6 protein-coding genes are annotated in these 12,338 nt (G+C 67.5%); all 6 read left to right on the top strand.

Annotated features, from left to right (window positions below; translation table 11 throughout):
* Positions 1 to 1,422 precede the first annotated feature (1,422 nt).
* The 6 genes from ASF34_RS22300 (at position 1,423) to ASF34_RS12030 (ending at position 12,192) form a co-directional block, all read left to right on the top strand.
* Positions 1,423 to 2,709 (top strand): hypothetical protein, encoded by a 1,287-nt coding sequence (locus ASF34_RS22300; RefSeq protein ID WP_082494184.1) that lies wholly within the window; start codon positions 1,423 to 1,425, stop codon positions 2,707 to 2,709.
* Between the two features lie 246 nt (positions 2,710 to 2,955).
* Positions 2,956 to 3,933 carry a hypothetical protein gene (locus ASF34_RS12050; RefSeq protein ID WP_056161319.1) on the top strand — a complete coding sequence of 326 codons (978 nt, stop codon included), beginning with the start codon at positions 2,956 to 2,958 and terminating at the stop codon, positions 3,931 to 3,933.
* A gap of 56 nt (positions 3,934 to 3,989) precedes the next feature.
* A complete protein-coding gene (locus ASF34_RS12045) occupies positions 3,990 to 4,754 on the top strand; it encodes a hypothetical protein (RefSeq protein WP_200913269.1) in 765 nt (254 codons plus the stop codon).
* Between the two features lie 505 nt (positions 4,755 to 5,259).
* Positions 5,260 to 8,406 carry a hypothetical protein gene (locus ASF34_RS12040; RefSeq protein ID WP_056161317.1) on the top strand — a complete coding sequence of 1,049 codons (3,147 nt, stop codon included), beginning with the start codon at positions 5,260 to 5,262 and terminating at the stop codon, positions 8,404 to 8,406.
* A complete protein-coding gene (locus tag ASF34_RS12035) occupies positions 8,403 to 10,067 on the top strand; it encodes a hypothetical protein (RefSeq protein WP_056161315.1) in 1,665 nt (554 codons plus the stop codon). Before ASF34_RS12040 ends, ASF34_RS12035 begins: the two co-directional genes overlap by 4 nt.
* A 316-nt stretch (positions 10,068 to 10,383) precedes the next feature.
* The gene (locus tag ASF34_RS12030) at positions 10,384 to 12,192 is read left to right on the top strand and encodes a reverse transcriptase family protein (protein ID WP_056161313.1); all 1,809 of its coding nucleotides are present in this window, start codon (positions 10,384 to 10,386) and stop codon (positions 12,190 to 12,192) included.
* The last annotated feature ends 146 nt before the right edge of the window (positions 12,193 to 12,338 follow it).

Genomic DNA, 12,338 nt, shown 5'->3' with positions numbered 1-12,338 from the left:
AATGTGACGTGTCAGTCCTGCCGAAGGAGATTGCCTCAGCCCTGAGAAACAACGGAGGAGGTCGGCCACGTGGGCTGCCCGTTGCAGCCTACGAGTGCAAGGACATTCCGCGCACTGGCCAGACTGACGAGATGCGACAGACAGTTGCTCGACTTTTCGATTTGGTTCTTGTGACTCGCCCACAATCAGGCGTGAGTTGCCGCATCTTCGAGAGTGCCAGCGGAGGTTCGGCGTGGGGAAGCCGGAGTTCGACCTATCGCTCCTTCTTCTATAGAGGCGCATTTGGGGTGGTCCGTGTGGGGCATTTCTCGAAAGGAGCGCGCCGCCTCGGTGCCCATTACCATGTTGGACGGCATGGCGACGTATACGGCAGGGTGCAGACGATCGACGATATCGAGAGGGGCTGGATGTCACTTCTCGATAATATCGATGGGCTGGTCTAGCGAAAGCGTGTCCTTAAGGCAGAACTTCTACCTGCGCTCTTGCATCGGTCGCCGCCCATAGGCGACCACAGGCCACCCAGCGAAGCGACACATCAGAAAGCCTCTTTCTACCCGCAAACTATTCGACTCCGGGACACAGGACCGGTACACAAATCAGCGATGGTCTATCCGGTGAGTCTAGCGATTTCAATGATTTAGGGGTAGGACTAGCGAGTCCTTTCCTGGGCACCAAGCAAAAACTAAGTGACTGATGTTGACTTAGTTTTTGGCCCCGCTTTTCGCACCTTTTCGACCGGTGCGGGATAAATCGGAGCCTCGCGGGCCAATCGGGCATTATCCGCGGTTCTCGTACAGGTTGCACTCTCACGGCTTCCCGGCGCCCATCCGTCGAGGGCATTAAGCTGCGCCTCAGCGGCTCCCGCTTCGGCCGCTCGGCGGGCTCCAGCCTTCCTGAAGCTATGCGCAGTGCTGGGTACTTTCTCTGTCCATATCGGCGTGCGCCTTGTCGTCATTGTCGTGGGCCGACGAGGCGCACCGTCTCAACCACGACGCCGTTGGCTCTGACCATCACACGCATAGCTGACTGCTCAGCGGCTTGGACGGCTCGAATCGCACGGGCGATATCAGCTTGGATGACTGTTGCGAACCGGCAGCCCATTGTTACGCTGCTTCCTGAGGCTTCATCCGGTGCGCCGATTAAGTGTCTCTTGCAAAACTCCCGCTGCTCCGTTGTGCCGTGAGCCAGAACGGACCGCGACCGGGAGTTTTGTGAGGCACACTAAGATGAAAATATCAATTCGGTCGGCGCACTGACGAGCTGACGAACGCTTTGCCGATTTGCGCTCGCATTGCGTGGTAGCGGAGGTGAGATTGAGCTCTTAGCTGGATGGTGCACGCTGCAACTTCTTGCGAAGTCGCCCAGCGATTGATTATGGTCCGATCCCACAAGCGGCCGATGAACGTGGCAACGAGGTACCAAATGCCTGAACAAGTCGTGCTGTTGAAAGAGGCATTCGGAGTCGGGCGAGACGTCCCATTAAACTATGTTGCGCGGCCTAATGTTGACGGTGAGTTTCTAGACAGTCTTACTCGTGAAAAGCACGTAGTTATTTATGGATCTTCTAAGCAAGGAAAAACAACCCTGCGACGGCACTGTCTCGATGATGCTGACTATATTGTTATAAGTTGCGTCAACACCATGAGCCTTGCCGACTTGAATGGGGCTATTTTGAAGGCCGCAGGATATCGTATTCAACAGACTTTCACTAAGACGGTTGGAGGCGCTTGGAAATTCGGTGCGGAATTTGTCGGGGAGGGCAAAGTACCTTTTTTCGCGAAAGCATCGGCCAAAACCACCGGTGCGCGCGAAACTACCGACCAGCGCGCTGAAACTACGCGAAAGCTGGAAATAGATATCAGTGACGTCAATGACATAATCATGGCATTGCAGGAGATAAAATTCTCCAAGTTTATCATACTTGAAGATTTCCACTATCTCTCTGCAGATGTACAGAAATCTTTTTCGTTTGCTCTGAAGGCTTATCATGAAAATTCAAAGCTTTGCTTTGTGATCGTCGGGGTGTGGAGAGATAAAAACAGGCTCATATATTACAATGGCGATCTCACAAACCGAGTTGTCAGCGTTGATGTTGATGTTTGGTCGAATGAGCATCTTCGGGAAGTGATTTCTGTTAGTGAAGCATTGCTAAATATAAAAATCGACGAAGAGGCTATTCGAGGTGTAATTTATCACTCCGGTGATAGTGTTGCCCTTGTTCAAGAAGCTTGTTATCGTATCTGCAAAAGTGCGGATATTTTGCAAACCTGCGACGAACTTACAGATGTCGGCAGGGGCGTAGATGCAGAGAAGATTGTACGGGAAATAGTAAACGACCAGGCAGGCCGGTACTCTGCTTTCATCACTAATTTTTCTGAAGGTTTCCAGCCGACACCGCTCGAAATGTATAAATGGGTTGCTTATGCAGTATTGGTGTCACCCATTGAGGCTTTGGAAAGTGGCTTGCGGCGGCAACAAGTAGCCCTAATCATTAAAAATAAGCATCCTGAGGGCCTCAAACTTAATGAAGGGAATATAACGCAGGCACTTCAAAATACGGCGTCTTTGCAAGTTTTGAAGAGTATTCGCCCAATCATATTTGATTATGATCAGACAACGCGGGTGCTTACAGTCGTAGATCGCAGCTTTTTAATCTGGCTCGCCCATCAAGATAGGGAGGAATTGCTAGCTGAGGTCGGAATCGAATAGTTCTTTATCTCCGCATCCGCGACCGACCGTCTTACCGCCATCGGCAGGGGTCGTAAATTCGCGCTAGTGAACCCACCCCTTCGGGCGGTGGAATCCCCAGGATCGGATGTTCGGACCGTCGATGAGTCCGGTCCGGTGGGCTCGGCAGCCAAGCTGCCGCTGCCCGAGACATTGCACAGACCGCGAGCCGGCGTCGGGGCAAGCCCCGCCGACGCCGGCGTCCCACTCTCGAGAGACCCTTCCAGAATGCGTCTTCCCCGCTTCCGCCGCGCCACCGGCCGGCTCCTCGCCCTCCTCGGCCTCGTCTCCCCGCTCCTCTCCGCCCCGCTCCTGCCGGCCCTCGCCGCCGAGGCGGTCTTTCCGCCCGCCGGCGGGATCGGCTTGGTTCCGCCCGCCGGCATGACGCCCGCCAAGAGCTTCGCCGGTTTCGAGCATCCCTCCGGCGCCTCCATCGTCATCGTCGCGATGCCGGCCGAGGCGTATGGGCAGCTCGCCGAAAAATTCACCCCCGATTCCCTGCGTTCGACGGGCTTTGCCGCCTTGGGAGCGGCCGAGCCGCTGCCGGTCGCCGGCGGCGAGGGGCGGGTCCTGCGCGGCAGCCAGTCGGCCAGGGGGATCGCCTACACCAAGTGGGTCGCGGTGGTGCGGGGCGGGGACGGCACCGGCCTCGTCACCGTGCAGGTTCCGGAAGCGGCCCGTGCACAGGTGCCGAACCAGGCGGTGGAAGCCGCGCTGGGCACGATCGCCTTCCGCTCCCCCGGCAGCGTGGCGGATCAGATCGCGGCCATGCCCTATTCGGTGGGGGACCTGGCCGGGTTCCGCCCGGTGCGGACGCTGATGGGAAACACCCTCCTGCTCACCGACGGCCCCAAGGACGTCGATCCCGAAGGCACCCAGCCGCTCGTCATCGTGGCGCCCTCCCTGGGCAAGGCCCCGGTCGCGACCGGCCAGCAGAGCGCCTTCGCCCGCAAGGCGCTGGGCACCATCCGGGAGGTGAAGGACATCGCGGTCACCGACGAGAGCCGCACCAGCGAGGGCGGCGCGGTCCTCATCCGCCTGCGCGCCACCGGCAAGGACGTGCGGTCCGGCCGAAAGGTCGGGGTGACCCAGACGATCCGCTTCGAGGGCAAGAGCTACCTGCGCGTCATCGGTCTCGCCGGCGCGGACCAGCCGGACGCCCTCGCGCGGGCCGAGCGCGTCGCCGCCTCGGTGGTTCCGCGCTGATTGGGCGTGCCCTGGTGGAGGGCCGTCCGTCGGCCTTCACGAAGGTGGAGCATGCCATGAACGCCACGATCCGCTGCGTCTGCGCCCTCGCCGCGCTCGTTCCCGTCGCGGCCCCGGCCCAGGATGTCGGAGCGAGCATCCTGCAGGGGCTCCAGCAGCAGCAGTTCCAGACCCTCGACGCGGCCATCGGCGCCGGGTCGGTGGGAGACACGGCGCGGCAGTCCCGGACGCAGGCCGACCCGCCGCGAAGGGCGGGCGACCTGTCCTTCATCGCGAGCGCGGAGCTGCGCGCCACGACGGTGGCCCGGTACGTTCGCGAGCTGAGCGCCACTGATCCCGCCGCGGCCCGGGAGGTCGGGCGGGAGATGGCCAGGCACGATTACGACACGATCTTTCGCGGCTTCCTCACCAGGACCGACCTGCGCGCGGACGATGCGGGCGACGTGCTCACGACCTTCATCGTTCTCCAATGGATGGTGGCCAACGATACGAATGTCGAGCCGAGCGCCGCTGCCCTCCGCGCCATTCGCCGCCGGATGGTGGAGCCCCTGGCGGGCAAGCCGCCCCTGTCGCGGGCCGCGAAGCGCGCCGTCTTCGCCGAACGGGTGAAGCTGCGCGCCGTGCTGCACCATGCCGGGTGGCAGGCAGCCCGGCGCCTTGGGACGGTGCCGGCTTTCGTCGCCGGACTCTCCAAGGACTTCATTCCGCCCGCGACGCTCCGGGACGTCACGCTCACGGAGGACGGGCTGGTCGGGAAGGACCGTCGGAACGGCCCCACGGCCGGGGCGGGCGGGGGCCCGGCGCCTCGGCGGGCGCCGTGAGAATGCCTCACAAAACTTCCGATCACGGCCGGTTCTCGCTCCAGGCACGACAGCGCAGGGGGAGTTTTGTGAGAGACACTTAATTCGGGTGCGACCACCGGGGCGGAGCCACCCCTCTGCTCTTCCGCGCAGACCGTGCCCCCTCCCCTTGCGAGCACAGGCCGGGAGCGGGGGGGGCTCCGCCAGCCGCCGCAGCTCAGGGTCGCCCCACACGCTCGACGGATCCCAAGTCAGGCCCGAGATCCGCTTGGGAGAAGAGCCGCGCATCCCGCGAAATGGGTGACCACCGTCGCTTGGAAGGCGAGAGGATCCGTGGCGACCGCAGGGTATGGGAATATCGTGGCCCGGCCCGCCAGGGTTGCCCCCGCGATCCCAGGGCGGCTAGACATCCCTGCGACCGGAACGCCGCATGTCACCGCGCCGGTCGCCGCCTCTTCCCCGTTTCGCGAGGAGCCACGATGCAGAGACCCGAGGATCGCACTGTTGCCCAGACCGGGTCCGCTGCATGAGGGTCGTCCGCGCGGCGCGCCTCCACCTGAAGGAGGGGGCCTCCGACAAGGTCTACGAGGTGGACCTCGTGGAGAACGACGCGGTCGCCGCCCCTGAGCGCTTCCTCGTCAATATCCGCTACGGACGACGCGGCACGATCCTGCGCGAGGGATCGAAGACGGCGCAGCCGATCACCGCCGATGCCGCCGCGAAGGTGTTTGACAGTGTCGTCGTCGCGAAGGTCAATGCCGGCTACCGCCGGATCGACCCGGCCGCTTCCTTCCCCGGACCGACGGTCGAGGCGGAATCGCGGGAGGACGGCACCCCGGCCGAGGGCCGCGACGGCATCCTTCTCGCGCGGCTGGCCTCCTGCCGGCGCGGGCTCTGGCCGGAGAAGGATCGCGAGCGCCTGCTCTGGCGCATCGGCCAGCTCCGCATCGCGCAAGCGGAGCCGGACCTCGTCGCCCTGGTGCGGGACGTCGGACCGGCGGGGGCGAGCTACGCCCTGGTCTGGGCGCTGGCCCGCGCCGTGGGGGGCAAGGCGGCACCGATCCTCGAGGCCGTGGCGGCCGAGACGAGCAGCGTCGTGATCCGCGACCTCGCCCGGTTCGCTGTGGTCTCGCCGCTGATGGGTGCGCAACGACGCTCCTCGGGTGAAGAGGCGGACCTCCCCGACACTATCGCCCGACCGGCCCGCGCCGGCGACGCGGATGGCCTCGTCGCCGCGCTGACCGCCCTTGCCAGGGCCAAGCCCCTCGCCGTCGGGCCGGCGCTGGTGGCGCTCGGCCGCTGCGTGCAGGACGATGCCGTGCTGCATGCGGGCCTCTGCGCCGCGCTCCCGCATCTGCCCGCCCGGCCGCCCTACCTCATCGGCCTGCGCCGCCTCTTCAAACATGCCGAGATGGCCGACGATGCCGGCCTCTTCGGCGCCACCGCGCTGCGGCTCGAGACCGCGACGGCGATGTACAAATCCGGCGCCCCCCTGGTCTACTCGGCCGAGTTGCGGCGGCAATTCGTGGTGCGCGATGAACGGGGCGGTCCGGATGCGCGGATCGGCCTGTCCTCGGCCACCTCGCTCTACCTCAAGCGCCGGATCTGGCGGGCCTTGCGCAAGCGCGGCGAGGTCGGCGATCCGGCCTTCGCCGAGATGGCCGCCGGCCTGCTGCTGAGGGTGCGGCCGGAGGATCTGGGTCCGCGCACGGTCTCGACCCTGTGGCGGCGTCAGGCGGACGGCACCTGGGGCCGCGATGCCCGCCTGCGCGGGCCGCTCGCGACCCACTGGGCGGCGAGCCAACTCCTGTTCCGCCATGCGCGCCAAGCACGGCCGCGCTCGGGCTCGGCCACGTTCTTCCTCGATGCCGACACCGACCTCGACTCGCGGGACGAGGCCTTCCCCGACCTCTGGAGCGCCCGGCCCGACCTCGCGCTCCGGCTCGCCACGGAGGGGCGGATCGAACCCGTGGCGATGCTGGGCCTGCGCGTCCTGCGGGCCGACACCGCGGCCTGCGCGGCCCTGGATGCCGCCGCAATCGGTCGCCTGCTCGGCGCGACTCTGCCCGCCGTCGCCGCCCTCGGCCTGGAGATCGCGCGGGAGCGTCTCGCCCGGGGCGGGGCCGATCCCGACCTCCTCGCCGTCCTGGTCCAGGCCCGGTTACCTGAGGCGCGGATGCTGGCCCTGCGGCGGATCGAGGCCGAGGCGGATTTGCCCTGGTCGACCGTGGCGCTGGCCTTCGCCCTGCTCACGAGTGCCGCGCCGGAGGTCGGGGCCGCGCTCCTCCCCCTCGCCCGTGAGCGCGGGCTTCCGGGGGGCGTGGCCGGGCCTTTGGCCGAGCGGCTGGTGGCGTGGCTGCGGGCGATGCCGCCCGTCCTCGACGAGGAAGCGAAGGCGGCGATCCGGGCCATGCGCGGCAGCATCCCGCTGCTCTGGCCGGACCACGACATGCCGGTGGCCGGGCACGACATCGGCGCGCTGATGGCGCATCCGGCCCCGGAGATGATCGCTGCGGGCGTCGCGCTGCTGGCCCTGTCCGGCACCGATGCCGATGGCCTGCCCGCCGAGCAATGGTACGCCCTGATCGGATCGGACTCCCTGGACGTGCGGGACGCCGCGATCGGCCTCCTGTCGCGCCTCGACGATGAGCGGCTCCGCCGGCACGCCGACCACATCCTCGCCTTCGCCTGCGGGCCTTCGCCCGTCCTGCGAAAGGCGGCGCGGCCCCTGGTGAAGCGCCTGGTCGATGCCGACCCGGACAGCGCCGGCCCCCTGGCGCAATCCCTCATCGGGAGCCTGTTCCGCACCGCGCCGGACGACCAGTTCGTCGCCGACGTGGTCGCTCTCCTGAGCGAAGCGATGCCCCGCGAGCTCGCCGCCCTCGACGCCGGCACCCTGTGGCGCCTCCTCCAGGCGCAGGCCAAGGGCGCGCAGCGCCTCGGCGCCGTCGTGCTGGCCGAGCGGGAGCCGGGCCTCTACAGCGTGCGCCAGATCGCGCGGCTCGGAGGGCATTCGCATCTCTCCGTGCGGCAATGGGCGATGGCCGCCTATCTGGCCGAGCCGGCCCGCTTCCAGGCCGAGGCGGCCGAGGCCGTCCTCCTCGTCGAGAGCGACTGGCCGGAGACGCTCGCCTTCGCGGAGAGCCATTTCGCGGCCTGGCCGGAGGAGGCCTGGACGCCCGATGCCCTCGCCGTCGTCACCGACAGCGTCAAGCCGGAGGTCCTGGCCTTCGCCCGCCGGATCCTGCGCAGCCGGCTGCGGCCGGGGGAGGCGGATGCCCAGATCCTGCGCCTCCTCGAACATCCCTCGCCCTCCATGCACCTTCTGGTGACGGAGCTGCTGACGGCAGAGGCCGTGGCCAGCGAGGACGCCTTCGCGCGTCTCGTGCCGCTGGCCCGCATCGTCATGCTGCAGGTGCTGACGGGGCGGACCGCCAAGGACAGGATGGGCGCCTTCCTGAAGGGGGAGGCCCTGCGCAGCCGGGAACGGGCTCAAAGTTTGCTGCCCTTCTTCGCCGACCTGTCGCTCAGCGGCACGGCCCGCGACCGGAACGCCGCGATCCTGGCGCTCTGCGACATCGCCGACGCCTATCCGGATCTCGAGACGCCCCTCGTCCGGCGACCGTCCGCGGCACGGCCCTCCCCCGGATCCCTGTCGGAGGGTGCCCGATGAAGCTCCATCACCGCTATCTCGGCGAGAGCCGCGCCGTCACGGAAGGGGGCACGACGCGGCTCGGCTTCGCCCCCGACACCTTGCGCGCGCCGACCTTCTTCAACGGACGGGTCTCCCGCCACCTGCCGTTCCGCGAGGCGATCTCGGCCCTCCACCACGTCGTGGTGTCGGATCTGCGCTTCAAGCCGAAGGACCGCAGCGCCTATTTCGCCTGGCTGCAGGCCAACGAGCAGCAGCTCCTGGCCGAAGCGCTGGCCGGCAGGGACGAGTTGGAAGCCGAGATCGAGTCCCTGCGCCGCGAACTCACGGACATCGGCATCCGGTACCAGACGGTGATGCGGCCGTTCTACAAGGCCCGGCAGCTTTATTTCGACCGCCTCTACAAAGAGGATCTCGACGCCTGGATCGTCCTCGACCCGGTCATCACCGTGCATCCGGACGAGATCTTCTTCGAGTGTTTCAGCCTCGACGAATCCACCTACGGGCGCCTCTCCTGCGACCATGACGTGTTCGCGCGCATGGGGGAGATGGCCTTCGGCACCACCAACATCGATTACAGCCACGCTTTGTACGACGAGTTCCAGAAGATCCGCAGCGACCGCGACACCGAGCTCGCCATCGACCCCACCGGCTTCTCGGTGCAGACCACCGGCACGGAGGCGTATCGCGAGGACAAGATCGATCTGCCCGATTCCTGGATGCGGGGCTTCCTGCAGGTCTCGAGCGCCATGACGCAGCCCGCCAGCGTGGTCGATCTGCACCCCGTCGACATGCACGCGATCCTCACGCGGCTCGCCGCCCGCCGGGAGCGGCACGGCCCGCGCTCCCTGCGCTTCCTGCTCGAGCCGGACCGGCCGGTGAGCGTGCTGATCGAACCCTGGAACGAGCGGCTGACCTTCCGGCGCTCGATTTACCGGGGGCCGGCGAGCGCCGAGATCCGGCTCTGGGGCCGGCGCCGGCTGGCGATCCTCGCCCGCGCCCTGCCCCTCGCCCGATCGGTGCGGCTCCATCTCCTCGGCACCGGCCTGCCCTCCTTCGCGGTGGTGGATTACGGCGGCCTGCGCTTCACCCTCGGCCTGTCCGGCTGGACCGCCAACGACTGGTCCCGCGCCGGCCAGTTCGACCTCCTCGCGCCCCGCACGGATGTCGATACGGGCACCGCCGTGCGGGTCTTCGCGGCGCTCGGCCGCCATCTCTTCGCCGATGCCGGGACCCTCGCCGCCGAGACCGGCCTCGACCGGGCGACGGTGGAGTCGGCGCTCGGCGGCTACGTCCAGGCCGGCCGCGTCATGTTCGACCTCGACAAGCGGGTGTTCCGCCTGCGCGAACTCACCCGCGAGCACCTCGATGCGGGCGCCCTGCGCTTCGCCTCCGAGCAGGAGGCCAAGGCCGACCGTTTCGTCGCCGCCGGGCTCGTGACCCTCGGCCCCATCACCCGCGCCGAGGGCCGGCGCAGCCTCACCGGCTCGGTGCTGGACGATGGCCGGGCCATGGCGACCGCCGTCGAGATCGACGCGGACGACCGGATGGTCGGCGGCCACTGCACCTGCGGCTTCTACATTCGCAACAGACTGATGCGCGGCCCCTGCGAGCACATGCTGGCCCTGCGCCGCATCGTCCATGTGCAGGTCGAGGGCAAGCCGATGAGGAGTCAGGCGTGAGGAACCGCGTCCGGAACCGATTGATGCCGTCCCCGGCATGCTTTAAGCTTCAGCCCCTGAGGGACGTCGGGCGGAGCGGACCTTGCAACCTGGGCGGCGTTTCGCCGTCCCTGCACCCTGCCCGGCAAAGCGTCACTGGCCCGCTCTTCACTGGGCCGGCACAGACCCCTACCGCGCGCTTTCTGTTTGGGTTCCTTGAACCCAAACGCGCGGTAGGGGTCGTGCCGGCATCGAGTGGACCGGACCAGTCCCGAGACTTGACGAAGGCTTTCCGGCCGGCGTCCCTCATTCATCTTCCCGTCCGGGCGAGCCGCCCATGAGCGTCCAGCCCGGCTCGCTCACCCGCCAGCAGCTCTACGACCGCATCCGCGAGAGCTCGAAGGACGAGGTCGTCCTCGAAGAGATGATCCGGCTCGGCTACTGGCCGGCCGGAAAGGATCAGCCGAACCTCCCCGAGGATCTCATCCGCCGCCGGGGCGAGCTCACCCGTGAACTGACGGAGCTGCATCGGAGTGAGGCGCTCTGGAAGAATCCGGACGCCGCCCTCAAGGCGATGCACAAGCGCCGGAAGAAGGCGGCCCTGGAACGGCGGCGCGAGACCAAGCTCAACGGCGCGCGCGGGCGGCACGAACGCGCGCTCGCCTGGCACGGGCGCCGGAACCGGGAGATCCTCTATCTCGGCGAGGGCGTCTCGGCGGGTCTCTCGGGGGGAGACGCCGGGGCGTCGCGAGCCGACGGCCTGCCGGAACTGGCGAGCCCCGCTGCGGTGGCCGAGGCCATGGGGATCGGCCTCGGCGAGCTGCGCTTCCTCGCCTATGACCGGGCGCTCGCCACGGTGAGCCATTACCAGCGTTTCACCATCCCGAAGAAGACCGGCGGGCTGCGCGCCATCTCGGCGCCGATGCCCCGGCTCAAGCGGGCGCAATACTGGATCCTCGATGCCGTGCTGGCCCATGCGGGCATCCACGAGGCCGCCCACGGCTTCGTTCCGGGCCGCTCGATCCTGACGAACGCCGCCCTCCATGTGGGGCGGGACGTGGTGGTCAACCTCGATCTCAAGGACTTCTTCCCGACGCTGGATTACCGCCGGATCAAGGGCAAGTTCCGGGGCCTCGGCTATGCCGAGCCGGTCGCCACCGTCCTTGCCCTGCTCTGCACCGAGCCGGATGTGGACGAGGTCGAGATCGACGGACAGCGCCTCTACGCGGCGCGCGGACCACGGCGCCTGCCGCAGGGGGCGCCCACGAGCCCGGCGCTGACCAACCTCGTCTGCACCCGCCTCGATGCGCGCCTCACCGGCCTCGCCGCCTCGCTCGGCTTCACCTACACGCGCTACGCCGACGACATGACCTTCTCCGCCTCGGGCGAAGCGGCGGGCAAGACCGGCGCGCTCCTGAAATACGTGCACGAGATCGTCGCCGGCGAAGGCTTCACCGTCCATCCCGACAAGACGCGGGTGATGCGGCGGGGGCGGCACCAGGAGGTCACCGGGCTCACGGTGAACGAACGGGTCGCGGTGCCGCGCGAGACCCTGCGCCGGTTCCGCGCCCTCCTTCACGGCATCGAGGGGCACGGACCCGCCGGCCGCCGCTGGGGCCGAAGCGAGGGGCTAGCGGTGCTCGGGGCGGCTTTGGGCTTTGCCCGCTTCGTCCGGATGGTCACGCCCGAAGCCGGCGCTCCCCTGGTCGCGCAGGCGCGGAGGCTCGCCGAGAAACACGGGGCCCCGCATCAGCCGGCCCAGCCCCGGATCACCCCCTTCCGCGCGCAATCCGCCCGGGGCGTGCCGCCGCGCGAGGGCTGGTGGAGCCCGGCCGAACGCCCGCCGCCGCAGCCCGATCCCATCCTGCTGGAGGCGGAGCGGCCCGCCCAAAGCGTACCCGGACGCAGCGGCCTGCCCTCCATCGGCCGTCGCCCCGCGCCGGCGACTGACCAGCCGCGTCCCGGATCGCCGCGCGGCGGCGATGTCGAGGAGGACACTCCGCTGAAGCCCTGGATGGCGGTCCTCGGCGTGTTCGTCCTGTTCCAGGCCGGCGCCATCGTGCATCCGGTTCTCGGATTGCTGGTGCTCGCGGCGGCTCTCGTCATCGCAATCCGGCGCTGGCTCCGCCGCCGACGCCGGAGATAGGGATTTCGGCAGCGGCCCCGTGTCCGGCCGCATTCCGGCGGCCTCTCAAACCGAGCCGCGCTGCCTCTGATCCATGGGTCGGGGTCTTCGAGACCCGACGGAGGGCGCCGTCGCTGGCGATGTGACGGCGGCTTGCTCCTCGTGGT

The sequence above is a fragment of the Methylobacterium sp. Leaf106 genome, from assembly GCF_001422895.1.
Lineage (GTDB): Bacteria > Pseudomonadota > Alphaproteobacteria > Rhizobiales > Beijerinckiaceae > Methylobacterium > Methylobacterium bullatum.
The sequence above is the reverse complement of the archived record's forward strand: the minus strand, read 5'-3'. Positions and strand labels throughout refer to the sequence as shown.